The 24,778-nt window shown below is 72.6% G+C and carries 17 protein-coding genes; 4 read left to right on the plus strand and 13 right to left on the minus strand.

What is annotated here, in order from left to right:
* Positions 1–115: 115 nt before the first annotated feature.
* The 4 genes from ABD951_RS12565 to recC are packed head-to-tail and all read right to left on the minus strand — an operon-like array spanning position 116 to position 9,103.
* On the minus strand, positions 116–655 hold the full coding sequence (locus ABD951_RS12565) for a putative immunity protein (protein WP_345345223.1): 540 nt from the start codon (positions 653–655) through the stop codon (positions 116–118).
* Complete coding sequence (gene recD / locus ABD951_RS12570) at positions 652–2,502, minus strand: exodeoxyribonuclease V subunit alpha (RefSeq protein ID WP_345345225.1); 1,851 nt, start codon at positions 2,500–2,502, stop codon at positions 652–654. Before recD ends, ABD951_RS12565 begins: the two co-directional genes overlap by 4 nt.
* Positions 2,499–5,840, minus strand: coding sequence for a UvrD-helicase domain-containing protein (locus ABD951_RS12575; RefSeq protein WP_345345227.1), 3,342 nt, complete (start codon positions 5,838–5,840; stop codon positions 2,499–2,501). The genes recD and ABD951_RS12575 overlap by 4 nt, the downstream gene beginning before the upstream one ends.
* On the minus strand, positions 5,837–9,103 hold the full coding sequence (gene recC / locus ABD951_RS12580) for an exodeoxyribonuclease V subunit gamma (protein ID WP_345345229.1): 3,267 nt from the start codon (positions 9,101–9,103) through the stop codon (positions 5,837–5,839). The genes ABD951_RS12575 and recC overlap by 4 nt, the downstream gene beginning before the upstream one ends.
* Before the next feature lie 858 nt (positions 9,104–9,961).
* On the opposite strand from recC, the gene ABD951_RS12585 reads away from it, so the two are divergent.
* From ABD951_RS12585 to ABD951_RS12600, 4 genes are all read left to right on the plus strand, one after another.
* Positions 9,962–13,225 carry a protein kinase domain-containing protein gene (locus tag ABD951_RS12585; RefSeq protein WP_345345231.1) on the plus strand — a complete coding sequence of 1,088 codons (3,264 nt, stop codon included), beginning with the start codon at positions 9,962–9,964 and terminating at the stop codon, positions 13,223–13,225.
* 145 nt (positions 13,226–13,370) lie between these two features.
* Positions 13,371–14,369, plus strand: a complete 999-nt coding sequence (locus ABD951_RS12590) for an MBL fold metallo-hydrolase (RefSeq protein WP_345345233.1) — start codon at positions 13,371–13,373, stop codon at positions 14,367–14,369.
* Positions 14,370–14,458: 89 nt separating this feature from the next.
* On the plus strand, positions 14,459–15,985 hold the full coding sequence (locus ABD951_RS12595) for an acyl-CoA synthetase (protein ID WP_345345235.1): 1,527 nt from the start codon (positions 14,459–14,461) through the stop codon (positions 15,983–15,985).
* 89 nt (positions 15,986–16,074) lie between these two features.
* A complete protein-coding gene (locus tag ABD951_RS12600) occupies positions 16,075–16,860 on the plus strand; it encodes an enoyl-CoA hydratase/isomerase family protein (protein ID WP_345345237.1) in 786 nt (261 codons plus the stop codon).
* Positions 16,861–16,876: 16 nt separating this feature from the next.
* Here ABD951_RS12600 and ABD951_RS12605 read toward each other — a convergent pair whose 3' ends face one another.
* The 9 genes from ABD951_RS12605 to ABD951_RS12645 all read right to left on the minus strand — a co-directional run bounded on the left by ABD951_RS12605 (position 16,877) and on the right by ABD951_RS12645 (position 24,777).
* Positions 16,877–17,335: a MaoC/PaaZ C-terminal domain-containing protein gene (locus ABD951_RS12605; protein WP_345345239.1), complete on the minus strand. Its 459-nt coding sequence runs from the start codon at positions 17,333–17,335 to the stop codon at positions 16,877–16,879.
* Positions 17,336–17,378: 43 nt separating this feature from the next.
* Positions 17,379–18,527 carry an acyl-CoA dehydrogenase family protein gene (locus ABD951_RS12610; protein ID WP_345345241.1) on the minus strand — a complete coding sequence of 383 codons (1,149 nt, stop codon included), beginning with the start codon at positions 18,525–18,527 and terminating at the stop codon, positions 17,379–17,381.
* Positions 18,528–18,624: 97 nt separating this feature from the next.
* The gene (locus ABD951_RS12615) at positions 18,625–18,990 is read right to left on the minus strand and encodes a VOC family protein (RefSeq protein ID WP_345345243.1); all 366 of its coding nucleotides are present in this window, start codon (positions 18,988–18,990) and stop codon (positions 18,625–18,627) included.
* Between the two features lie 93 nt (positions 18,991–19,083).
* On the minus strand, positions 19,084–19,791 hold the full coding sequence (locus ABD951_RS12620; RefSeq protein ID WP_345345245.1) for a class II aldolase/adducin family protein: 708 nt from the start codon (positions 19,789–19,791) through the stop codon (positions 19,084–19,086).
* Between the two features lie 12 nt (positions 19,792–19,803).
* Positions 19,804–20,970 carry an LLM class flavin-dependent oxidoreductase gene (locus ABD951_RS12625; protein WP_345345247.1) on the minus strand — a complete coding sequence of 389 codons (1,167 nt, stop codon included), beginning with the start codon at positions 20,968–20,970 and terminating at the stop codon, positions 19,804–19,806.
* Positions 20,967–22,073, minus strand: a complete 1,107-nt coding sequence (locus ABD951_RS12630) for an LLM class flavin-dependent oxidoreductase (protein ID WP_345345250.1) — start codon at positions 22,071–22,073, stop codon at positions 20,967–20,969. The genes ABD951_RS12625 and ABD951_RS12630 overlap by 4 nt, the downstream gene beginning before the upstream one ends.
* Positions 22,074–23,114, minus strand: coding sequence for an ABC transporter substrate-binding protein (locus ABD951_RS12635; protein WP_345345252.1), 1,041 nt, complete (start codon positions 23,112–23,114; stop codon positions 22,074–22,076).
* A complete protein-coding gene (locus tag ABD951_RS12640; protein ID WP_345345254.1) occupies positions 23,114–23,914 on the minus strand; it encodes an ABC transporter ATP-binding protein in 801 nt (266 codons plus the stop codon). The genes ABD951_RS12635 and ABD951_RS12640 overlap by 1 nt, the downstream gene beginning before the upstream one ends.
* A complete protein-coding gene (locus ABD951_RS12645) occupies positions 23,911–24,777 on the minus strand; it encodes an ABC transporter permease (RefSeq protein WP_345345256.1) in 867 nt (288 codons plus the stop codon). Before ABD951_RS12645 ends, ABD951_RS12640 begins: the two co-directional genes overlap by 4 nt.
* Between the last annotated feature and the right edge of the window lies 1 nt (position 24,778).

The raw sequence follows: 24,778 nt of genomic DNA on the forward strand, positions 1-24,778 counted from the left end.
CGTACGGACCGCCGGGACGGCGCAACCGGCGACTCCCCGCCAGAAGTGCACCCGGTTCGATGTGCCCACCACGCCAACGGTTCACGCGAGGTTCCCGAGCCGGTGGAGAACGCGGTCAGCCGGTCTCGCGCAGGGACGCGTCGAGGGCCGACATCAGATGCGCCACCCGACTGCGGCCGGTCGGCGCGAGCGGGTAGCGACCGAGCACGTCGACCAGGACCGGTGACGCGCGCCGACGTGCCCGCTCGAGCGCCTCGTCCGCGGCGGCCGGGTCGTCGCCGGCGGTGATCTCGGCGATCCGTGCCGCGTTCGCGGCGGCCCGCAGGATGTGACCGACCTGATGCGCCTTCGCGATCGGGTGCAGGTACGCGGCCGCCGCCGCATCCCCCGCGGCCTGCGCGGCGAGACGCGCGGCGTCGGTCGACGCCTCCCGGGCCGCGCGGTGCGCATCCACCGACGTCACGCGCTGCAGCCGGGTTCGCCGCGCACCGTGGACGAACTCCCAGGCGGCGTCGACGGCGGCCCGCGGCCGTGGATCGCCGGGGTGGGCGTCCTCGAACACGGGCAGGACGTCCTCGGCCGCCTCCGCCGCGTAGCGGGCCACCACGCGCAACTCGTCCAGGGTCAGGTCGAAATCACCGGACGTCACCGTCATCCGTCCTCGCCCACCGGGTTGGCGCGCGCCTGCAGCCCGCTCGCCCGCAGCACCCGCCGCCGAACGCCCTCCCGCACGGCGGCCTCGGTGCCGATGATCCGCACCCGGTCCTTGGCCCGGGTGATGGCCGTGTACAGCAGTTCCCGGGTCAGCAGCGAGGAGCGTTCGTCGGGCAGGATCACGGACACGGTGCCGTACTGACTGCCCTGGCTGCGGTGGATCGTCATCGCGTACACGGACTGCACCGACGACAGCCGGCTCGGGTGCAGCAGCAGCGGCTCGCTGCCGCGGCCGAACGCGGCGACCAGTTCGCCGTCGCCCCGGCGCACCACGACACCGGTGTCGCCGTTGTAGATTCGCGCGTCGTAGTCGTTGGCGGTCACCAGCAGCGGCCGGCCCGGATACCAGGCGTCGGGGTCGTGGCGCCGCCCAGTGGCGGCGCCGATCCACTCCAGCGACGCCCGCTCCCACCAGGACACGCCGGCCGGGCCGTCGCGGTGCGCGCACAGCAGCCGGTGCCGCTCCGCCAGCTCGAGCGCCGCCGCGACGTCACCGGCCTCCGCGGCGGCGGTCACCTCGGCGGCGGTCTCGACCACCTGATGCCGCAGCGCGTCCAGGTCGTCGGGGGCGAGGAACTCGATCCGGTCCGCGCCAGCACGGAGCAGCTCGAGCACCCGGTCGGGCTGCTCGTCGCGGACCGCGTCGGCGAGCGCGCCGATCTCCTCGTCGAACCGCCAGCCGCGGGTGAGCCGAACGATGCCGCCGCGCACCCGGTCCCGCTCGGCCGCGCTCCAGCCGGCGGCGTCCAGGTCGGCGCCGACGGCCTGTTCGACGACCGGGGTGCGGGTTCCGGTGGCGGGGCGGTCCACGAGGTCGGCGAGCACCGCGCCCGCGTCGACCGACGCCAGCTGGTTCGGGTCTCCGACCAGGATCAGCCGGGTCTGCGGGCGCAGCGCCTCGAGCAGCCGGCACATCATCGTCAGCGACACCATCGACGTCTCGTCGACGACGATCACGTCGTACGGCAGATGGTTCCCGGCATGGTATTTCGGCCCGTTGTGCCCCCACCCGAGCAGCCGGTGCAGCGTCGCCGCGGTCAGCGTGTCCGGCAGCCCCAGCGCCGCGTCCTGCGCCCGCACCGACTCCTGCAGCCGCGCGGCCGCCTTCCCGGTCGGCGCGGCCAACCCGATCCGCAGTCCGGCGCCGTGCAGGCGCAGCAGCATCGCCAGCACCCGCGCGACCGTGTGCGTCTTGCCGGTGCCGGGACCCCCCGCGATCACCGACGTCCGGTGGCCCGCCGCGACCGCGACCGCCACCCGCTGCCGGTCCGGCGCCGGCCCCGGGAACAGGTCGGCGAGCCCGGCCCGCAGCGCGTCCGGGTCGACGTCCGGATGGTCGCCGGCGCGGGCGTCGAGCACGCGGCGGACCGTCTCCTCCTGGCGGTGGTACTTCTCCAGGTACAGCAGCGGGCCCGCGGTGGTGTCGACCAGCCGCAGCGGACGCAGCGGCCCCGCCTCGCCCCCGACGACCAGCGGGCTGACCCGCAGCGCGCCGAGGAGGGCGTCCGGCTCCGGCCAGGGCAGCGCGTCGAGGTCGACCTCGGTGCCGTCCTCGGCGACCGTCACGTCGACGCCGATGTCGCGAATGCCGCCCAGCTCGAGGCACACCGATCCGGATCGGACGGCCCGCACCGCCAGCGCCGTCGCCAGCACCGCGTGCTCGGACTGCTCGCCCGCCAGCTGCGCGAGCCGCAGCGCGACGTGCACGTCCGCGACGCCGAGCACGCCGGCCTCGTTGAACGCGCGCACCACGCCCTTGCCGCGCTGGGCCACCCGCGCCTCGGTCATCGCGCCTCCTCGGTGTGCCGGCCGGCCAGCAGGTCGGACAGGTCGGTGACCAGCGCGGCGGGCGGATGCCAGTCGAAGACGCCGGACCCGGCCGGGCTGTCGGGCCCGGCCATGCCGCGCACGAACAGGTACTGGACGCCGCCGAGGTGGGTCGACGGGTCGTAGCCGGGCAGCCGCCACCGCAGATAGCGGTGCAGGGCAACGGAATACAGCAGCGCCTGCAGCGGGTAGTGGGAGCGCATCATCTCCGCCGCCATCGCCTCGCGGGTGAACTGGGCGGTGCTCAGGTCGCCGGGCGCGAGCCGGTTCGTCTTGTAGTCGACGACCACGAAACGCGGGCCGGGCAGCCGCAGCACCGCGTCGATGCTGCCGGTCAGGTAGCCGCGCAGCGGGGCCGGCCCGAGCGCGGCGAGCAGGTCCGCGTACGGGGCGAGGACGTCGTCGGCGGGCAGGTGCCTGCGCAGCAGCGCGACCGCGGCGTCGAGGGTCACCCGGTCGGCGGCGGCGTCCCCGCCTGCGAGCGGGAGTTCGAAGTCGAGTTCCGGCAGCCGGTCCGCCGGCGCGATCGACGCGAGGGTGTGCTCGCCGCCGGCCAGCGGGGTGTGGAGCACCGGCAGCAGCGACGCCGCGAGCGCGTCCGCGTCGACGCCGGAGAATCCCGCCGCGACCTCCTCGCGGCAGTGCCTGCGGACCTCGGCGGCGAGGTCGTCGGCACCGGTGTCGACGTACTCGAGCACCGCGTGCACCAGGGTGCCGAAGGCGGCGCCTGCGGGCAGGCCGTTCATCGGGGAGGGCAGGTGCCCGCCGTCGGTGGCCGCACCGACCGCGGTCAGCGGCGGTTCCTCGGGCTCGTCGTCGAGTTCGGGTTCCTCGGCCTCGCCGGCGACCGGGGGAAGCGCGTGCGCGGCGGCCGTGAGCGCGGTGTAGGAGGTGCGGCGCCAGTCCCCGTCGAGGTCGCGGTCGAAGCGGGCCGCGGCCAGGTCCGCCACCGTCTCGTGCGGGGCCTCCCACGTGCCGACGGTGATCGGCCCGGGCCCGACCGGCTCGACCTCGATGCCGTCGACCCCCGCGGCCCACTGCGAGAACAGCTGGGCCACTTCGGGATCCGGCGGCACCGCCAGACCGGGCGGCACGTCCGCGGCGCCGGGGCGCCGGGCCAGCAGCAGGCGGTGCAGCGGCGCGGCCGCCGTCGACGCGGACGGCGCCCACCACAGCACGAGTGCGCACTTCGCGCGCGTCAGCGCGACGTACAGCAGCCGCAGTTCCTCGCCGGCCTCCTCGGCGGTGTGCCGCTTGCGCCGCTCGGCGTATCCGGGTCCGTCGGGGCCGCCGACGTCGAGGATGCGGGTGTGCTCGTCGTCGTGCAGCAGCAGCTTGTCCGGTGTCGGGTTCTTCGCCGCGTCCCACCCGTACGGCACGTACACGATCGGGTACTCGAGCCCCTTGGTGGCGTGCACGGTCGCGATCTGCACCGCGGCGGCGTCGGAGTCGAGGCGACGGCTGCGGTCGAGCGTCCCGGACGTGGGGTCGCGCATCCGGTCGGTCAGCCAGCGGGTCAGCGCGGTCAGCCCGAGCCCCTCCCCGACCGCGGCCTCGTTGAGCAGCTGCGCGATGTGCCGCAGGTCCGTCAACCGGCGCTCGCCGCCGACCCGGCCGAGCAGCCGCTCCTCGAGACGGCTCCACGCGGCGAGCCGCTCGACCATCGCCGCGACCCCGGCCGCCTGGAACACCCGGGCGAGATCCCGCATCCCGCCACCGATCTGCGCGACCAGCTCGTCGCCGCCGGCGTCGAGGTCGGTGGCGGTGCGGCCCAGCAGCGGGGTCAGCGCGGCGAGCCGCACCCGGTCCGCGCGGTGCGGCTGTTCGAGCGCCTGCAGCACCGACAGCCAGTCCCGCGCGGCGGGGGTGACGAACACGCTCAGCCCGCCGACCGTCACGGCGGGGATGCCGGCGCGGTCGAGGGCGTCGTGGACCAGGGTGATCTGCTTGTTGGTGCGCACGAGGACCGCGAGGTCGCCGGGCGCGACCGGCCGCGGTCCGGCACCGAGCGGGTCGTCGGCGCCGAGGTCGATCGTCGCGCCGCCGTCGACGAGACGCACGATGTCCGCGGCGACGTCGTCCGCGACCCGGGACCGCAACGCCGGGACGAACGGAAAACCGTTCTTGCCCAACGGTCCGGCGCCGGCGCGGGTCAGGTGCCGCAGCCGGATCGGCGCGATCCCGGCGACCCGCGAGCCGGTCTTGGCGGCCGACACCGGGTGCACCACGATGTCGCGGTGGCCGAGCGACGCCCCGCCCTGCACGTGCGCGAGCGCGTCGAGCAGGGGCCCGTCGCTGCGCCAGTTCGTCGTCAGTTCGAGGGTGCGCGCCTCGGTGACCGCGTCCAGGTACGCGAACACCTCGGCGCCGCGGAACGCGTAGATCGCCTGCTTCGGGTCGCCGACGAGGATCAGGGTGGCGTGGCCGTGGAACGCGGCGCGCAGGATGCCCCACTGCAGCGGATCGGTGTCCTGGAACTCGTCGACGAGCACGACCTCGTACCGGTCCCGCACACGACGTCGCGCGTCGTCGCCGTGGTCCGGGTCGGTCAGCACGCCGTGCAGCAGGGCGGGCAGGTCGTCGAAGTCCCGAATACCGGCGGCCCGCTTGCGTCGACGCACCTCGTCCCGCACGGCCTGTGCGAACGCGACCGCGTCACCGGCGGCGGTGCCGTCGGCGTCCTGCGGCGCCAGGACGGCCTGCGGGTCGAAGATGGCCGCCCGCGCGGCCTTTCGCGCCTGCTCCGGCGTCAGGGACGGCTCCGGCAGTCGCCCGAACCGGTTCAGGTAGAGGTCCGAGATCGTCTCGGCGATCAGGTCGGTGGCCTCCTCGACGAGCTCGGTGTCGGGGTCGCGCTCGCCGGCAATGCCGATGCTGTCCAGCATCCGCTGGCAGAAGCTGTGGGTGGTGGCGATGGTGGCGGCGTCGAAATTCGACAGCGCCTGCAGCAGCCGGCGTCGGCGCAGCGACACGATCTCCGGGTCCGCGGCGGCGAGGAACGCGACGAGGTCGTCGGTGCCGGACGCCGGGTCGGCGAGCCCGGCGGCGACGGCGGCGAACCGTTCCCGGGTGCGTTCGCGCAGTTCCTTGGTCGCCGCGCGGCTGAACGTGACCAGCAGCAGCCGCTCGGGGTCGGCTCCCCGTTCGGCGACGTACCGGACCGCGAGACCGACGATCGCGTACGTCTTGCCGGTGCCGGCGCTGGCCTCGAGCACCGTCGTGCCGGCGGGCAGGTCGCCGAGCAGGTCGAACGGGGCCCGGGCGGGGTCGACGAGAGCGCGGGTGTCGGTGTCGATCACAGGGTCTCCTGGGTCTCGGCGGCCAGCAACGGCTCCCACACCGCGCGGGCCAGGGCGCCGAACCGGGTGCGTTCGTCGCCGTCGGCGGGGTCGCCGGTGAGCACCGACAGCGCCGATTCCGGACCGTACACGTAGCTCACGTGCCGGTCGGCGGCGTCGCCGAAGGACCCGCCCCACTCCCGGCCCGCGGACTCGAGTGCCATCTCCACCGATGCGCCGCCCTGCCGCAGTTGCGCGTACGCGGCGCTGGCGCCGGTGACCATCGGCATCGGGGCCCGCAACCCCCGCTCCCGCAGCGCGATCAGCTCCGCGAGCCGCTCGCGGGCGTCGGCGGGAGCGAGGAGGATCGACCGCCGCGCGCTCGGCCGCCGCGACATCCCCCGGCCGATCGTCTCGGCCCGCCACGGCCGATCCGGCGCCGCCGCCGCCAGCGCGAGCAGCTGCACCCACGCGGTGAGCCGGTGCTTCGGCCCCAGCTTCGAGTAGGTGGTGCGCACGAGGGTGTCGCCGTGCACGCCGTCGACGCTGCCGGTCAGCCGGCGACCGTCCCCGAGGTCGATGTCGACGTCGATGGTGTCGGGCCGGTCGGGCCGGCGGCCCGCGGAGGCGAGCACCCGCACCGTCTCCTCGACGGCGCCGAGCGCCCGGTGTCCGAGCGCGGCCGGTGGCAGCGTGCCGCGGCGCCACTCGGCGGCCCGGAAATCGGCGACGGCGGCGGCGAAGTCACGGCCGTCGGCGAGGACCGCCGACAGCATCCGGTCGCCGATCGACCACGTCGCGAGCGCGTCGAGTTCGAGGTCGAGGGCGTCGGCGATTTCCTCGTCGAGTTCGGGCAGCCGCACCCCGAGCCGCTGCCGGAGGAACCCCTGGGTGGGGTGGACGACGAACGCGATCAGGTCGGCGAGGTCCACGTCCGCCGGCGGGTGCGGCGGCAACGGCGCGGGCAGGATGCCCGGGTCGGGCGGCGTGGGGTGCTGCGCCGCGCGGGCCCCGGCCAGGGCCGCGGTGTCGAAGCTGAACGGCGCGTCGCGGCGGAAATTGCGGGCGTCGAACGGCTGCAACGGATGCACGGTGACCACCGCGCCGGATCCCCGGTCCATCGCGTCCAGCACGTCCCGCAGTTCGCTGAGCGGGATCGCGGGCGGCCGGGGCGCACCGCTGACCGGGTCCCGACCGGTGTGGAACAGCAGCAGCCGCTCCCCCGCCGCGCCGATCGCGTCGAGCAGCAGCTGCCGGTCCTCGCTGCGCGGATCCCGTTCCCCCGGAAGCGGGTTGCGTGCGAGCACGTTGTCGCCGTCGACGCCGGGACTGCGGGGGAAGGCCTCGTCGTCGAGGCCGAGCAGCGCGACCACCCGGTGCGGCACCGACCGCATCGGCACCATCGTGCACACCGTCAGCTCGCCGGTCCGGAAGTTCGCGCGGGTCGGGCGGCCCGCGAGCCGGGACGCGAGCATCGCACGCACGTCCGCCAACCGCAGTTCCGCGGCGCCGTGTTCGACCGCGGCGGCGAGTTCGCGCTGCGCCTGCCCGAGCTGCCAGGCGTCGCGTTCACGCACGTCGACCAGCAGGTCCAGCGACAGCGCGAGCGCGGCCGCCCAGGCGCCCGTCGGCTGCGGGCCGGCCAGCCCGTAGAGGGCCTTGTCGAGCCGGTCGACGTACTCGGCGAGCCGACCGGTGAGGTCGATGTCGTTGCTGTCCACCCCGCCCAGCGGCAGCGCGAGACCCAGCCACCGGCCGTCGGCGTCGTCGGCGGCGGCACCGAGCAGGATGCGGTCGAGCGCCGACCTGAGCGTGTTCTGCTCGTATCCGTCGAGACCGAAGGATCGGCGTTGCCGCGGGCCGAGCGCCCAGCGGGCACCGGCGCTGGTGGCCCACTCCCGCAGCCGTTCGAGGTCGTCGTCGGAGAACCCGAAGCGCCGGCGCACCGGTTCGGCGGCGGCGAGGTCGAGAACCTGGCTCACGGTGACCCGGCCGTCCGCGAGGTCGAGCAGCGCGGCGACGACCCCGAGCACCGGGTTGGTCTGGTGCAGTGCACGATCCGCGAGCCGCACGCGCAGCCCGTGGCCCGGGTGCCCGATGCCGTCCTGCCCGAACGCCGCGCGGATCAGCGGCGCGTAGGTCTCGACGTCGGGGCACATGATCAGGACGTCGCGGGGTTCGAGGTCGCCCAGTTCGGTGAACAGGTGCAGCAACGACTCCCGCAGCACCTCGACCTGCCGGGCCGGCCCGTGGCACGCGTGGATCTGGACGGAGGTGTCCGCTGTGCGGCGGGTCGGCGGCCGGTCCGCCGCGATGTCGGCCTGCAGCGCGCCGAGCAGGGTGTCCGGGCGCGGCGCCCCCGGGTGGTGCACGTGCGCGACGCCGTCGGCGTGCAGGCGGGTCTGCAGTTCGCGCACGTCGCGGCCGAGGCTCGCCAGCAGCGGATGTGTCACCGACAGGCCGCTGTCGTCGGCGGCGCGGGTGGCCGGGACCGCCCGTCCGGCGAGCGCGTCGAACATCGCCGGACTGGGGTGCGGAACCCACAGGTGCACAGCACGATTGGCGGCCAGTGCGTCGAGGACCCGCACCTGTGCGGTGGTCAGCCGGGTGGGCCCGAACACGGAGACGCGGTCGGGCAGGTCCACGAGCTCGGGGCGCGCACGGAGCGACGCGCAGGCCGGCTCGAGGCGTTCGGCGGGACTCGGGGCGGCGAGACGGTCGCGCAGGCGGCGCCACAACCGGGCCTGCCAGGTCAGGTCCGGGGGCAGGTCCGCGCCGGCGCCGTCGGTGTCGCGTCCGGACGCCCAGTCCACCAGCATCGCGGGCCGCTGGTCGCCGTAGCTGCGGAACAGCTCGGCCAGGTGCGCGGCGGTGCCGTAGCGGCGACCGACGCGGTGCCCGGCCGGGTCGTCGCGACCGAGGTGCCGCGCGAGCACCGCCGCCCACGGCTCGCCGAGGCTGTCGTCGATCACGTCGAGCAACGTCCACAGCACCCGGGCGGGATACCAGGGGTCGGCGTCGGCGGTGGTACCGGTCACCGCGGCGAGCGCCTCGTCGACCAGACGGGTCGGGGGCGGGAAGTCGATGTTCGCGGCCACCCCGTCGGCCGCGTCCGGCGTGGCCCCGAGGACACCCGAAAGCCGTTGCGTCAGCCAGCGTTCAACCCCTTTGGCCGGGACCGCGACGACCTCCCGAGCGAACGGGTCCGCGAGCGGTGTGGCGAGGGTGCGTGCGAGGGCGTCGGCGAGCGTGTCCGACCGCTCGGCGCGGTGCAGTGTCAGCACGGATCCCCCATCGGTCGGTGTGCCGGTCGAGTCAGGCTTACCACAGGCGCCCGACACCTCACTGAGCGGCGCACACCGGGCCGAGATCGCCCTCCCGACCCCTCGAAACCGAACGGACAGTTCGACAAGGAAGGGTCTCGTTCACTTCACCCCAGAACAAGTGGACTCATTTCGATCAATCGAAACAATACCGACGAAAACCATTCGTCCACCTGCGCATATGCCGGCCGAACGAGCGTCGACAGGCCTGGGCCCGCGCCGCCGACGTTGTCGTCGCCGCTCGACGAGGGCGACCCTGGGAAATGCGTCCGCCACATCTTCGAACAATTCCACGAGGGCCACTCGACTGCCACGATTCGACACCGAAGGGCCGTGACATGCCATGCGGTGGCGCGCCACCGAAAGCCCGGAACGAATGCCGGCAGGTGGACCCGCATCCGAATCTCACACGCGGGCACCGCCCGTCGGCGGACGATCCGCCCGGCACGGCGCGTCGCGCCCGAAAGCGGTTGCGTCGGAGTCTGTTCGGCCACCGATGCCCGGGACCGAGACGGCCTCACGGGCGCGCCCGGCCGGCGACCGCGGCACCGGCAGCCATCCCGCTCGCCTCGGGGTGCCGGGGCCCGCGTCGAACCCGGCGCGACGGGCAGCGCCTACACGTGGCCACGCAGACCATCCGGTCGGTATTGTTTGCGGCGCAACCGTGTTCGGACAGTTCGGTGGTCGGCGTCTCCAGCGGGTGGCAGTATAGAATATCGGAGCCGAGCCGACCCGGAGTTCGGGCGGCCGGGAGCCCCGAGGATCTGCCGGTGAGGTGAGAGCGGTGCCCGTCGAGGTTGCAGCTGATCGGTGCGGTCGGTGACCGACGTCGACCCCCTCGTGACGCAACGCGGGCCTGCCGTGTCGGTGGCCGCGGAACTGGGTGCCGCGGGGTTCACCGATGCCGAAGAGATCGGCCGCGGCGGGTTCGGCGTCGTCTACCGCTGCGTCCAGACCACCCTCGACCGCACCGTCGCCGTGAAGGTGTTGACCGCCGATCTCGACGAACAGAACCGCGAGCGCTTCTTCCGGGAGCAACGCGCGATGGGCCGGCTGACCGGGCACCCCAACATCGTCAACGTCCTGCAGGTCGGCACCACCGACAACGACCTCCCCTATCTCGTGATGCCCTACTGCGAGCAGGGTTCCCTCGACCAGCGGATCCGTGACCACGGCCCGCTGCCCGTCGACCAGACCCTGCAGCTCGGGGTGCGACTGGCCGGGGCGGTCGAGTCGGCGCACCGGCTCGGGATCCTGCACCGGGACATCAAGCCCGCGAACGTCCTGTTGACCGACTACGGCGAGCCCGCGCTGACCGACTTCGGCATCGCGCACATCTCCGGCGGATTCGAGACCGCGATCGGCGCGTTCACCGCGACCCCGGCGTTCACCGCACCCGAGGTCCTCAAGGGCGACCCACCCAGCCCGGCCGCCGACGTCTACGGCATCGGAGCGACACTGTTCTGCGCGCTCACCGGCCATGCGGCGTTCGCCCGCCGCAGCGGCGAGCAGGTCGTCGCCCAGTTCCTGCGCATCACCAGCGAACCCATCCCGAACCTGCGCGAACTGGATCTCCCGGACGACGTCGCGGCCGCGATCGAAAGCGCGATGTCGATCGATCCGAACGACCGTCGCTCCGCCGCGCAGCTCGGTGAGCAGCTTCGCGAAATCCAGTTCCGGCACGGCTTTCCGGTCGACGAGATGGCCCTGCGGACCCGGGCCCGATCCAAGCGGGACGCCCGCGAACCGGTACGGGACCGGTCGCCGGACACGGGCACCTCCACCGCCGGGACCCGCGGCAATCTCCCCGCGGAGCTGACCAGTTTCATCAACCGCCGCAGTGAACTGAGCGACGCGAAGGAACTGCTCTCCACATCGCGGCTGCTGACGCTCACCGGGATGGGGGGTGTCGGGAAGACCCGCCTCGCGCTGCGGATCGCGACCCGGGCCCAGCGAGCGTTCCGGGACGGCGCGTGGCTGGTCGAGTTGGGTGAGCTGCAGGACGAATCACTTCTCGCCGGCGTCGTGGCCACCACGCTCGGGATCCGCTCGTATTCGTCGGAACCCGCCGACGTCGTCCTGGCGGACTACCTGGAGTCCCGCCAACTGCTGCTCGTCCTCGACAACTGCGAGCACGTGATCGACGCGGCCGCCGCCCTGGTCGCGCCGCTGCTGCGACGGTGCCCCGAGTTGCGGATCCTCGCCACCAGCCGGGAGCCGCTCGGCATCGGCGGCGAAGCCGCGCTGCGGGTTCCGTCGCTCAGCGTCCCGAGCCCCGACCGTGATCTCACCCTCGGCGGACTGCCCAGTTTCGACGCCGTCACCCTGTTCGCGGAACGCGGCGCGGCGGTGCTGCCGGGGTTCGCGGTGACCGAGGAGAACATGGCCGCGGTGGTCGGGATCTGTCAGCGACTCGAGGGGTTGCCACTACCGATCGAGCTGGCGGCGGCGAGGCTGCCGGCGATGTCGCCCGATCAGATCCTGCAGCGCCTGACCGATCGGTTCACGCTCCTGAACCGCGGCAGCCGGATCGCGCCGTCCCGGCAGCAGACGCTGCGCCTGTGCATCGACTGGAGTTACGAGCTGTGCTCGCCGGACGAACAGCAGCTGTGGGGCCGCCTGTCGGTGTTCGCAGGCACCTTCGAACTGTCCGCGGTCGAACAGGTCTGTGGCGAGGACGTGTCACCGGGATCGCTGCTCGACCTGGTCGCGTCTCTGGTGGAGAAGTCGATCCTGATCCGGGAGGAGGCGGCGGCCGCCGGCCGGTACCGCCTCCTCGAGACCTTGCGCGAGTACGGCCTCGAGAAGCTCGAGGAGAGCGGCGAGCACTCGCGGATCCGGCTGCGCCACCGGGACTGGTATCTGCGCCTCGCGCTGCGCGCGGAGGCGGACTTCATCGGTCCGCGGCAACTGGACCTGATCAACCACCTCCGTCTGGACCAGCAGAACCTGCGCGAAGCGCTGGACACCTGCACGGCCGAGCCCGGCGAGGCGGTCGCCGGGCTGCGCCTGTCGGCGGCGCTGTACCCGTTCTGGATCGCCACCGGCCGCGTCGACGAGGGCGCGCACTGGGTCGAGCGGGTGCTCGCGGTCCCGGACCTCCCCCGCGGCGCGGAGTGGGTGCGGGCGGTGTCCCTCGGCATCATCCTGATCGGCCTCCAGGCCCGGGCCGACCGGGCCGACTCGCTGCTCGAGCAGGCCCGCGCGGCGGCCACGGAGATCGACGACACGGTCACCGACGTGCTGGTGCTCTACGCGGCCGGCAACCGTGCGATGTACCGCGACGTGTCGGAGTCGGCGCGGTATCTCGACCGTGCACTCGAGCTGTGCCCACCCGACGAGACGCTGCTCGTCGTGATCACCCTGGTCGGCGCCGAACTCGCGCACGGGCTGGCCGGGCACATCGAGCGGGCCGCCGAGTGCCTCGACGAGATCCTGCGCATCACCGAGGCCCGCGGCGAGATCGTCTTCCGCGCGCTGTCCCTGCGGAACCAGGGGGTGGCGGTCTGGACGACCGACCGTCCACGCGCGGCCCTGCTGACCAGGCAGGCGCTGACGCTGCTCCGGACCGCCGGCGACTCGTTCGGCTCCGCCCCCGGCCTGGAGTGCCTGGCCTGGATCGCGGCCGCCGACGGCGACGCCGCCCGGTGCGCGGTGCTCTTCGGCGCCGCGCAGGCGATGCGGCAGGCCGGACGCATGCCGCAGATGGCGCTGCCCACCATGCGAGCCCACCACGCGGAGGTCGAGGGCCGGGTCCGGCGGACGCTCGGGGCGAAGGCGTTCGACACGGCCTACCAGAAGGGCCTGTCGATGAGCTTCAGGAAGGCGATCTCGTACGCGCTGGCCGAGGCGACCGAGGCGACCCCACCGGGGCCCGCCAAGACCGCGGAGGTCGCCCTGACCCGACGCGAACGGCAGGTCGCCGCGCTCGTCGCCGAGGGGCTGACCAACGGCGGGATCGCCGAGAAACTCGTCATCTCGCGTCGGACCGCGGAGGGACACGTCGAGCGGATTCTCACCAAGCTCGGGTTCACTTCGCGCGCGCAGATCGCCGCCTGGGTGGTCGAGCAGAAGCAGCACTGATCCCGCCCCGACGGCCCCGACACGGCACCTTCACCGGTCGCGGAATCTCGGTGCACGGGACCCTGCTGTAGACCGACCATCGGTGCATCCGGTAATGATGACTGGAAAGAGGCGAATCATTCTTCACTAGTTGCGAGGTAGTCACATGTCCGACGCGTTGGCCATCGGCGATGGCATCTTCCAGATCACGGTTCCGATGACCCACAACCCGCTGGGCAGCACGCTGATCTATGCGATGGAGTCCCCCGGTGGCGTGATCCTCGTCGACGCCGGCTGGGACGGCGACGAGGGCTGGGACGGCCTGACCAGCGGGCTCGAGTCGATCGGACACTCGATGTCCGAGGTCGAGGGGGTCGTGCTCACCCACTTCCACCCGGACCACACCGGCCTGTGCGGTCGGGTGCGGGAGGCCTCCGGGGCGTGGATCGCGATGCACGAGGCCGACCACGAGATGTTCCGGCTGATGTCGTCGAGCCACGACGAGGCCTGGGTGGCCGACCAGATGGAGAACATGGCGCGCGCGGGTGCCTCGCAGGAGGACCGCGAGGCGTTCGCCTCGGCGGCGCTCGGCAAGGCCCCCGCAGGCCCCGAGTCCGCGCCCGACCGCACGCTCGTCGACGGTCAGGTGATCCCGCTCGCCGGACGGGATCTGCGGGTCGCGTTCACCCCCGGCCACACCCCCGGCCACGCCTGCTTCCACCTCGAGGACGCCGACGTGATGTTCACCGGCGACCACGTGCTGCAGAAGACCACCCCGCACGTCGGGAACTTCGTCTATCCGCTCGAGGAGCGGGACGCGCTCGCCGAGTTCCTGGACTCGCTGCGCCGGGTGCAGTCGATGGGCATCACCCGCGGACTCGGCGCGCACGGGCTGCCGATCACCGACCTCCCGGGTCGGGCGAAGGAGCTGATCGAGCACCACGAGGAACGCCTCGACCATCTCTACGAGGCGTTCGGCGACGACGAGATCACCGTGTGGCAGGTGGCCGAGCGGATGAAGTGGTACCGCGGGTGGGAGGCGTTCTCACCGATGGCGCGCGGCATGGCGGTCTCGGAGGCCGCGGCACACCTGCGGCACCTGGTGGCGCGGGACCAGGTGGTTCGGGTTCCGGGCAGCGAACCGGCTCGGTTCGCGCGCCGGTAGCCCGCCGCCCCGACACCGGTTCTCGTGCGCACGGATTCGTGCGCACGAAACCCTTCCCATTTAGTTGGACATCCCATAATCTGACGGCCATGGATCCGCGTACCAACACTGTCGACGGCGTCGTGCGACGCTCGGCGGCCAAGTTCCCCGACCGCACCGCGCTGACGTTCGACGGTCGCGTCCGCAGCTATCGCGAGCTCGACGACGCGGTGACCCGCGCGGCGGGACACCTCGCCGGCCTGGGTCTCGAGCCCGGCGACCGGGTCGCGGCCTACGGCACCAACTCCGACGCCTACGTGATCGGGTTCCTCGCCTGCGCGCGGGCCGGTCTGGTCCACGTGCCGGTCAACTACGCCCTCAAGGGCCAGGAGCTGACCTACCTGGTCTCCCAGTCGGGGGCGCGTGCGGTGCTCGTCGACCCGGCGCTGGCCGGCACCCTCGACTCGGTCCGCGGCGACCTGCCTGCCGTCGAGCACGTGCTGCCGCTGCGGGACGCCGACGGTTCACTGCTCGACATCGCGAGCGAGGGCGCCGTCGAGAATGCGGCGTCGCGGGCGGCCGGTACCGACCTGGTGCAGCTGCTGTACACCTCCGGCACCACGTCGAAGCCCAAGGGCGCCATGATGACCCACGCGGCGCTCGTGCACGAGTACGTCTCCTCGGTGATCGCGCTGGACCTGACCGCCGACGACAACCCGCTGATCGCGATGCCGCTGTACCACTCGGCGGGCATGCACGTGTTCATGCTGCCGTACCTGTCGGTGGGCGCCAGCGTGAACCTGATGGCGGCCCCGGACATCCCGGAGATCCTGCGGCGCATCGAGTCGGATCGGATCGGGTCGCTGTTCCTCGCGCCGACGGTGTGGGTGCCGCTCGCCAATCACCCCGACCTCGAGACCCGCGACCTGTCGTCGCTGCGCAAGGCGCAGTACGGCGCGTCGATCATGCCGGTGACGGTGCTGAACCGGCTGCGCGAACGCTACCCGGATCTCGGGTTCTACAACTGCTTCGGACAGTCGGAGATCGGACCGCTCGCCTGCGTGCTGCGTCCCGAGGAGCACGCGGACCGGCCGTCGTCGTGCGGCCGCGCGGTGTTCTTCGTCGAGACCCGGGTCGTCGACGCCGAGGGCAACGAGGTCGCGGACGGCGAGTCCGGTGAGATCCTCTACCGGTCCCCGCAGCTGTGCCAGGGCTACTGGGAGAACCCCGACGCGACGGCGGAGGCGTTCCGCGACGGCTGGTTCCACTCCGGCGACCTGGTGACCCGCGACGCCGAGGGATTCGTCACGGTCGTCGACCGGATCAAGGACGTCATCAACACCGGCGGCATCCTGGTCGCGTCCCGGGAGGTCGAGGACGCGCTCTACACCCATCCCGCGGTCGCGGAGGTCGCGGTCATCGGAACGCCCGACGAGAAGTGGATCGAGGCGATCACGGCGGTCGTGGTGCTGCGGGACGGACAGGACGCCAGCGCCGACGACCTGATCGGGCACGTCAAGGAGCGCATCGCCCCGTTCAAGGTGCCGAAGCAGATTCGGTTCGTCGAGGCCCTGCCGCGGAACCAGAGCGGCAAGCTGCTCAAGCGCGAGCTGCGCGAACCCGCCGCCACGGCGTAGCGGCACGGAAGGGCTCGGGGTCCGCGGCCGTCGGGCCGCGGACCCCGAGCCCTTCCCAAGTTCCTGTAACACGTTCTAGGGTGCTGCTCATGAGCATCCTCGTCGACGACCGCGCCCGCGTCCGGACCCTGACCCTCGACCGTCCCGACGCGCTCAACGCCTTCAACGAGGAGTTGTACGACGCGACCACCGAGGCGCTGCGGGCCGCCGCGGACGATCCGTCGGTCGCGGTGGTGCTGATCACCGGCAACGGGCGCGCGTTCAGCGCCGGCACCGACCTTCGCGAGATGCACGCCCGCACAAGCGATCCGAACTTCCAGCCCGGCAAGCACGGCTTCCTCGGGCTGATCGACGCCCTCGCCGAGTTCCCGAAGCCGCTGGTGTGCGCGGTCAACGGTCTCGGGCTGGGGATCGGTGCGACGATCCTCGGCTTCGCGGACCTGGCGTTCATGTCCACGGAAGCGAAGCTGAAGTGCCCGTTCACCGGCCTGGGTGTCGCGCCGGAGGCGGCGTCGAGCTACCTGCTGCCGGCGCTGATCGGCCGCCAGAACGCGGCTTGGATGCTGATGAGTTCGGAGTGGATCCACGCCGACCAGGCGAAGGACATGGGACTGGTGTTCCAGGTCTGCGCACCCGACGAACTGATGGACGTGGCCCGCCGGCACGCGGAAACCCTGGCCGCCAAGCCGATCTCGAGCCTGATGGCGGTGAAGGCGACGATGACCGCGCCGCTGCGCGCGGAGATCGCGGCCGCACGGGAGCGGGAGAACGGCTGCTTCCGCGAGCTGATGGGCGGACCCGCGAACGTCGAGGCCCTCACCGCGTTCGCCGAGGGCCGCGAACCGGACTTCACCTCCCTGCCCGCGGGGGCGTGAGGGCGTCCGGGCCCGGTCAGGACGCGTCGGGCGTCGGCCTGCGGCGCACGTAGGCCTCGGTGACGACGCTGAACACCACGGCGCCGTCGGAGCCGAGGAGCTGCCCGGTGGAGGTCACCAGCCCGCGGCCGCGGTCGTCGAGGACCACCTCGTCGATCCGCATCGTCCCGGTCAGGGTGTCGCCCGGTCGCACCGGCCGCCGGAACCGGACGTCGCGCAGGCCGCGGCCGCCGATCACGCTCAGGTGCCGGTAGACGCCGAGTACCGAAAGGCGTTGCAGCACCGCCATCGAGTGCACACCACTCGCGATGAGTCCGCCGAACCAGCCCTGTTCGGCGGCCGCCCTGTCGACGTGGAAGTCCTGCGGATCCCACCGGCCCGCGAACTCGACCAGCTCGGACTCGGTGACGGTGTGCGAGCCGAGTTCGATCAGCTCGCCGACGGTCAGGTCCTCCGCGTACTTCACATCGCTCATGACCCGATGCTGCCAGGCCCGCGGAGGACCGCCGACTCCGGGACTAGAGCGCCCTCGCGATGATCCCCTTCATCACCTCGTTGGCGCCGGCGTAGATCCGCTGCACCCGCGCGTCCTGGTACATCCGCGCGATCATGTACTCGCGCATGTAGCCGTAGCCGCCGTGCAGCTGCACGCACCGGTCGACGACCTCGCACTGCTTGTCGGTCAGCCAGTACTTGACCATCGCCGCCTCGGCGGCGTCGAGCTCGCCCCGCAGGTGCGACTGGATGCAGTGGTCGAGGAACACCTCGCAGGTGCGGGCGACGGTCTGGCATTCGGCGAGTTCGAAGGCGGTGTTCTGGAACTCGAACAGGCTGTGCCCGAACGCCTCCCGGTTCTTGGTGTAGGCGACGGTCTCCTCGACGGCACGACGCATCGCGCCCGATGCCTGGGCGCCGATGATCAGCCGCTCCTGCACCAGCTGCGCCATCAGCTGACCGAAGCCCTGCCCCTCGGTCTCCCCGAGCAGGTTCGACACCGGGACACGCACGTCGGTGAACGACAGCTCGGACGTGTCCGCGGCCTGCTGCCCGACCTTGTCCAGGACCCGTCCGACCGCGAAGCCGGGCTGATCGCGCAGGTCGACGATCAGCATCGAGACCCCCTTGGCGCCGGCCTTCGGGTCGGTCTTGACGGCCATCACGATGACGTCGGCGGAGGAACCGTTGGTGATGAACGTCTTCGATCCGTTGACGACGTACTCGTCGCCGTCCCGGACGGCGGTGGTCTTGATCGCCTTGAGGTCCGAGCCGGCCCCGGGCTCGGTCATTCCGATCGCGCCGATGATCTCACCGGTCGCCATGCCGGGCAGCCACGCCTGCTTCTGTTCCTCGGTGCCGTACTCGAGGATGTAGTGCGGGACGATCCCGCTGTGCACCGCGATGCCGAACGCCAGATCCCCCGCATAGCCCTGCGCGTCGAACACCGCCAGGTCGTGGGCGAAGGTACCGCCACCGCCGCCGTACTCCTCGGGGATCGAGCAGCACAGCAGCCCCAGCTTGCCTGCCTCGAGCCACACGTCGCGGTCGATGCGGTGCTGCGCGTCCCACTTCTCGTTGTGCGCGACGACCTCGCGCTCGAAGAAGCCGACCGCGAGCTCGGACAGCGCCCGCACCTCGTCGTCGTGCCAGGTGGGAACGTACTTCTTCATCTGATGACCGCCTCGTCGACTGCGCATTCGCCGGCACGTTCGGGCACGTGCCGCTACCGGGCGCAATCCTAGCGGGAGCTCCCGTACTATCGTTCGTTCAGTTGCGAATGCAGAGACAGAAGTGGTGCCCGACCGGGTCCCGGAACACGCGGAAGGTCGGATGAGTCTCGCCGCCCTCGACCAGGTGCGCGCCCTGGGCCACCACCCAGCGCTGCGACGCGTCCAGGTCGTCGACGAGGAAGTCGAGATGCACCTTCACGCCGTCCGCGGGCCACCGGACCGGGGTGAAGTCGGGAGCGAGCTGAAAGGCCAGCCGGAGCGCGCCCGGACCCTGGAGCACCGCCCAGTCGTCCTCGACCAGGACGATCTCCCAGCCGAGGACGTCGCGATAGAAACCGGCCAGTGCAGCGGGATCCGGGCAGTCGAGGACCGGGTAGTCGAGGTCGATCGCGGGACGGGTCACGCGCCCGAGCCTAGGTCGACGAGCCGCGGGAGCGCCGTAGCGGCGCGCGCACGGAGTTCGGCGCTCCGTGCGCGCGCCGGTGCGGCGACGCGGCTACACCAGGCCGCGTTCGCGGGCCCGCTCCAGCAGGCCGCCGCGGCCCCACTGGGCGACGAGGTTGGTCGGATCGAATTCGACGGTCCCGCCGACGGATTCGCCGATCGCCTGGTACCGGGCGCCCTCCTCGAGCAGCACCACGAACTTCGCGAGCTCGAGCAGGCCGTCACGGCCGATGACGTTCACGCCGCCGTTGGCCTCGAAGATCGCGACGAGGTCGGGGTCGCGCTGCAGCTCCTGCAGGATGAATTCACCGGCACCGATGCTGCGGTCGATGTGCGGCGGGATCGACCGCGACAGCGTCAGCCGCTGCGACGCGGCGTACCGGATCGGCAACGGCCGGTGGGTCTGCGCGAAGCCGCCGAGCCACGGGGTGTGCACGTGCACCACCGACGTGATCTCCGGGTGCTTGCGGAACAGGTCGGCGTAGGCGGTGACGAAGCCGGCGGCCCCGTCGCCGGCGAGCACCTCCCCGTCGAACGTGGCGACGACCGGCCGGGCGCTCGGGTCGTCGGCCCACGGTCCGGGCTCGTTGAGCGCGACGGCGATCTCCTCGCCGGGCACCCGCTCGACGAAGTTGACGGTGCCGTTGGCGGAGACGGTCCCGGTCTCGCGGAAGACCCGGAACGCCTTCTGGGCGTCGCGGGCGGTGGCGTCGACGAACGCGGCGACGGTGTCGGTGATGCGGGGTTCGGTGGTGGTCATGGGTTTTCCCTTCTAGACGGTGTGGGTGGCGAGGGCGGCGGAACGGTGTGCGGGTGTGGTGCGTCCGAGCAGCGGCAGGACCTCCTCGCCGACCCGGTACGCCTCCTCGAGGTGCGGGTTGCCGGCGAGGATGAACGCGTCGACGCCGAGGTCGACGAGTTCGTCGAGACGCTCCGCGACCTGCTCGTAGCTGCCGACGAGCCCGAACGCCGGCCCGCCGCGGATCAGACTGAAGCCGCACCAGACGTTCGGTTGGACCTCCAGGTCGCGGTAGCCGGTGATGGTCTCGGGGACCCAGCCGGCGATCCGCGCGGCGCCCACCGAGTCACCCTGGGCGGCGCGGTTCGCGGCGTCGCGGTCCACGAACGCCCAGCCCTTCTCGATCTCCGCCCACGCCGCCTCCTCGGTGTGCCGGGCGACGATGTCGATGCGGACCGCGAACTTCGGTGTGCGCCCCAGCTTCTCGGCGTGCGCGCGGACGCCGTCGAACTTGGCCCGCAGGTCGGCGTACGGCTCGAGCCAGGACAGGTAGTAGTCGGCGTGCCGGCCCGCCGCGTTCACCGCGGCGCCCGACGAGCCGGAGAAGTACACCTCCGGGAACGGTTGCCCGGCCAGACCCGGTGGCAGCGCGGCGCCCTCCGTGCGGAAGAACCTGCCGTCGTGGTCCAGCGGGGCACCGTCCCACACCCCGCGCAGCACGTCGAGGAACTCGCTGGTGCGGGCGTACCGGTCGTCGTGCGCGACCTTGTCGCCCCACCAGAGCTGCGCCGGCCCGCCGCCGCCGCTGATGATGTTGTAGACGAGCCGTCCCCCGGTCGCACGCTGCAGGCTCGCCGACATCCGCGCCGCCTGCACGGGGTGCAGGAAACCGGGCTGGAACGCGACCATGAACCGGTAGGTGGTGGTCTCGCGGGCGAGGGCCGAGGCGATCGCCCACGGGTCCTCGGTGACCGGGAACGACGGCAGCAGCCCACCGAGGAATCCGGCGGATTCGGACGCCTTCGCGACCGCGGCGGCGTGGTCGATGTAGCTGTAGCCGTCGAGCTCGCCGCCGCGGATCGCGGGGGCGATGTTGCCGGGACCGTAGCCGCCCGCGTTGCCGCGGTTGTAGCGGCGCGGGGTCCGCAGCGACGCGTGATCGCCTTCCATGCCGATGCGCCAGTAGATGTCGATGCTCATGCGGTTGCCTCCTGCGGCTGCTCGGCGAGGGTGCGTCCGGCCGGATCGACGAGGTGCAGCAGGTGCTCGCCGGCGCGGTGCACCTCCTCGATGTGCGGGTGCCCGACCAGGACGACGGACTCGATGCCGGCGTCGATGTATTCGGAGATCCGCGCGGCCACCTGCTGGTAACTGCCGACCAGGCCGATCGGGTGGTCGTAGCCGAGTTCGCCGAAACCGGCCCAGCGGTTGCCGCCGAGCCCGAGATGGCGGGCGACGGGACTGTCGGGGTGTACCTCGGCCCACTGGCGCTCCACTCGCGACCACGCCTCGGACTCGGTTTCCCGTGCGATGACCGGCAGTTCGAGTCCGGCGCGCACCCGGCGCCCGGCCGTCTCGGCCCGGGTGCGCAGCGCGGCAACCGCGTCGGCGACGCCGTCGGCGGTCTCGGCGAACAGGTGCACGTCGCCGTGCCGCGCCGACAGCTCGAGCGCCTCGTCCGTGTCCCCGGACAGGTAGACGGTCGGGAACGGCAGCCCGGACAGGATGCCGCGGAAGCCGCCGCCGATCACGTCGAAGTACTCGCCGGCGAACTCGAACCCGGTACCCGCGAATCCGGCTCCGGCGACCGGGGATTCGTTCCACACGCCACGCGCGACGGTGAGGAACTCGGCGGCGCGGGCGTACCGGTCGACACCGACCACCCGGTCGCCGCGGGCGCGGGCGTCGGTGTCGTCGGTGTCGACGTGCAGCCGCCAACCCAGCCGCCCGGCCGACAGGCGCTGCAGCGTCGCGGAGATCTTCGCCGCGTACACCGGGGTGCCGAACGCCGGCTGGAATTCGACGACGACCGTCGAGTGCCGGGTGTCGCGCAGGGCCCCGCCGCCGACGATCCACGACTCCTCACCGAGCGGGTCGTACGGCGCGACGACGCCGTCGAGGCCGGAGAGTTCGGCGGCGAGCACCACCTGGGCCAGGTCGTCGAACGGGCCGTACCGTCCGGGTCGCAGGTCGGTCGCCACCGTCGGGTCGGGCGGTCCGGCGAACCCGCCGCGGTTGCGGGCGCCCGGTCGCGCGTGCCTGCCGTCGCCGCGGGACGGCAGTCGCCAGAGGAACTCGGTCATCTATGCCACCTTTCCGGCCGCCACGAGCGCACGGGCCTGCCGCAGCGGCTCCGGCGCCACCCACGCGTCGAGATCGAAGTCGGCGGCGAGGAAGCCGTGCGTGTAGAGGAATCGCTTCTGGATGTCGAGCAACTCGACCCGCTCGTCCGACAGCGTCGGGTGCAGGTCCCGGTGGAAGCCGTCGCCGTATGCCGCCGCGACACCGTCCGGGCCGGACAGGGTCTCCCGCTGCAGCACCTCCCGGACCCGGTCGAGGTTCCCGGCCGCCCAGTCCGCGGCGCGCAGCGTCTGGGCGAGGAACCCGACGACCAGGTCGGGGCGGGCCTCGAGCAGGTCGGCGTGCACCGTGATCGGGCGCGGTGTGCCGTTGTTGACCCGCAACCGCTTCGCGTCGGTGGCATCGAGGTCGACGGCGACACGCAGGCCGTTCTCGCGCGCCACCTCCTGCGCACGCGCGCCCTTGACGTAGACCGCGTCGACGGTGCCGCGGAGCAGTTCCTCCACACCCCAGGTCGGGACGCGGCGCCGAGACTGGATCTCGGTGCGCACCTGCGGGTCCCGCTCGACGGCGACCTCGACCGGACGGGTGTCGGCGAGGGTCAGTCCGGCGAGCCGCAACGCGTGCGCGAAGCCGTGCAGCGCCATCGCCCGCGGAAAGCTGCGGGCCTGGTCCTGCGCCCATGCCGGGATCGCGATCCGGGCCCCGGCCAGGTCGGCGGGCCCGGCGATCGGCGAGTCGGGCGCGACGAGAATCGCCTGTGCCTCGTCGATCCAGGTCAGTCCGATCAGCCGGGTCGGCGACCCGTCGGCGCGGGCGGCGATCGCCGGGACGTTGCCACCCTCCCGGACGAGTCCGAGGAGGTGGTGGTCGAAGTGCCGGCCGGCGAGGTCCTCGCCGGCGTCCTGCAGCACGCCGAGGTTCACGCCGGCGGCGGTGGCCGCCTCCCCCAGCCACCCGAGGCTCAGCGCCAGACCGCTGGCGGTGGGCACCGGGCAACGGGTGTACCAGAGGGTGTCGACGGCGGTGTCGATAGCGGTCATCAGATCTCCTGGTCGGTGGACGGGTTTCGGCCGACGCCGAGGGCGGCGAGGAACTCGGCGCGGTAGTGCAGGGACGCCGGGTCGGTGCGGTTGCGGGGTCGGGCCAGGTCGATGTCGGTGTCGACGGCGAACCGGCCCCGGTCGAGGATCAGGACCCGGTCGGCGAGCCGGACCGCCTCGTCGACGTCGTGGGTGACGAGCAGCACCGCGGGCCGGTGCCGGGCGACGAGGTCGCCGACGAGGTCCTGCATCTGCAGCCGGGTCAGCGCGTCGAGCGCGGCGAACGGCTCGTCGAGCAGCAGCAGCTCCGGCTCGCGGACCAGTGCCCGGGCCAACGCGACCCGCTGCGCCTCGCCGCCGGACAGGGTCGCCGGCCACTGCCGCGACTTGCTGTCGAGGTTCACCTCGGCGAGCGCCCGGGTGGCCCGGTCGCGCGTGTCGGCGGTGCGGGGCTGCCCGACGGCGACGTTGCCGAGGACCCGCTTGGACGGGATCAGGCGCGGCTCCTGGTAGACGGTGGTCCGGCGCCGTGGCACGAGAACCCTTCCGCGGTCCGGCTTCTCGAGTCCGGTCAGCAACCGGAGCAGGGTCGTCTTGCCGGTTCCCGACGGTCCGAGCAGGACCACGAACTCGCCGCGGTGGATCTCGAGGTCGACGCCGTCGAGGACGACCTTGTCCCCGAACGCCTTGTGCAGTCCGGTGATCGACACGGCGACCGGCTCGCCGGCGCGGCGGGCGTCCGCGGTGGTCGCGGTACGCTCCCGCGGATCCAGCGGCGGCAGAGGCGATTCCACGCTCATCGGACCGCCACCTGTCCACGCCACGGCATCGACGTCCGCTCGAGGATCCGCACGACGGCATCGAAGACGAGACCGAGCAGCGCGTAGAGCACGACGCACAGCACCATGTAGTCGGTGCGGTTGTACTCCTGCGCGAGGGTGACCAGGTAGCCGATGCCCTCACGGGTGCCGACCTGCTCGGCGGCGATCAGACCGGTGATCGAGATGGACAGGCAGATCCGCAGGGCCATCAGGACCCCGGGGAGCGCCGCGGGCAGGATCACCTCGGCGACAAGCCGTGGTCCCCGCAGGCCGAAACCGCGCGCCGCCTCGACGACCTTGCGGTCGACGTTGCGCACCCCCAGGTAGGTGTAGGCGTACATCGGCCCGACCGTCGCGACCGCGATCAGCAGGATCTTGAAGTTCTCGTCGATGCCGAACCAGGCGATGAACAGGGGCACCAGCGCCAGGAACGGCACCGCGCGGTTGATCTGCATCGTGGAGTCCACGAGTTCCTCACCGAGACCGGACAATCCCGAGAGGATTCCGAGCAGCAGTCCGACACCGACGCCGAGGAACACGCCGGCCGCGGCCCGGGTGAACGAGGCGAACGCGAAGTCGACCAGCTGCCCGGTCTCGTACAGCTCGGTGAACGCGGTCCACACCTTCGGCGGTCCGGCGAGGATCTGCTCGGGGACGGCGCCGGTCGCGGAGCCGATCCACCAGGCCGCGACGATCAGCGCGGGCACCAGGAAGCGCAGCGGCACCGACACCCAGCGGGGCCGGCCGCAGCCCGTGCGGTACGGCGGCTGTTCGAGGTCGAGAGGTGCGGGCGCGGTGCGATCCTCGCCGCCCGTGCGCGGTGACCCGGTCAGGACGGCCATC

It is taken from the genome of Rhodococcus olei (assembly GCF_039540555.1).
Classification (GTDB): Bacteria; Actinomycetota; Actinomycetes; order Mycobacteriales; family Mycobacteriaceae; genus Rhodococcus_G; species Rhodococcus_G olei.

What these genes read in the sequence shown, in the direction of transcription:
- ABD951_RS12600 (WP_345345237.1), top strand. Translation starts at nt 16,075, where the DNA reads ATGAGCATCCTCGTCGACGACCGCGCCCGCGTCCGGACCCTGACCCTC.
- ABD951_RS12595 (WP_345345235.1), top strand. Translation starts at nt 14,459, where the DNA reads ATGGATCCGCGTACCAACACTGTCGACGGCGTCGTGCGACGCTCGGCG.
- recD (WP_345345225.1), bottom strand. Translation starts at nt 2,502, where the DNA reads ATGACCGAGGCGCGGGTGGCCCAGCGCGGCAAGGGCGTGGTGCGCGCG.
- ABD951_RS12605 (WP_345345239.1), bottom strand. Translation starts at nt 17,335, where the DNA reads ATGAGCGATGTGAAGTACGCGGAGGACCTGACCGTCGGCGAGCTGATC.
- ABD951_RS12630 (WP_345345250.1), bottom strand. Translation starts at nt 22,073, where the DNA reads ATGACCGAGTTCCTCTGGCGACTGCCGTCCCGCGGCGACGGCAGGCAC.
- ABD951_RS12640 (WP_345345254.1), bottom strand. Translation starts at nt 23,914, where the DNA reads ATGAGCGTGGAATCGCCTCTGCCGCCGCTGGATCCGCGGGAGCGTACC.
- ABD951_RS12625 (WP_345345247.1), bottom strand. Translation starts at nt 20,970, where the DNA reads ATGAGCATCGACATCTACTGGCGCATCGGCATGGAAGGCGATCACGCG.
- ABD951_RS12635 (WP_345345252.1), bottom strand. Translation starts at nt 23,114, where the DNA reads ATGACCGCTATCGACACCGCCGTCGACACCCTCTGGTACACCCGTTGC.
- ABD951_RS12590 (WP_345345233.1), top strand. Translation starts at nt 13,371, where the DNA reads ATGTCCGACGCGTTGGCCATCGGCGATGGCATCTTCCAGATCACGGTT.
- ABD951_RS12610 (WP_345345241.1), bottom strand. Translation starts at nt 18,527, where the DNA reads ATGAAGAAGTACGTTCCCACCTGGCACGACGACGAGGTGCGGGCGCTG.
- ABD951_RS12565 (WP_345345223.1), bottom strand. Translation starts at nt 655, where the DNA reads ATGACGGTGACGTCCGGTGATTTCGACCTGACCCTGGACGAGTTGCGC.
- ABD951_RS12620 (WP_345345245.1), bottom strand. Translation starts at nt 19,791, where the DNA reads ATGACCACCACCGAACCCCGCATCACCGACACCGTCGCCGCGTTCGTC.
- ABD951_RS12645 (WP_345345256.1), bottom strand. Translation starts at nt 24,777, where the DNA reads ATGGCCGTCCTGACCGGGTCACCGCGCACGGGCGGCGAGGATCGCACC.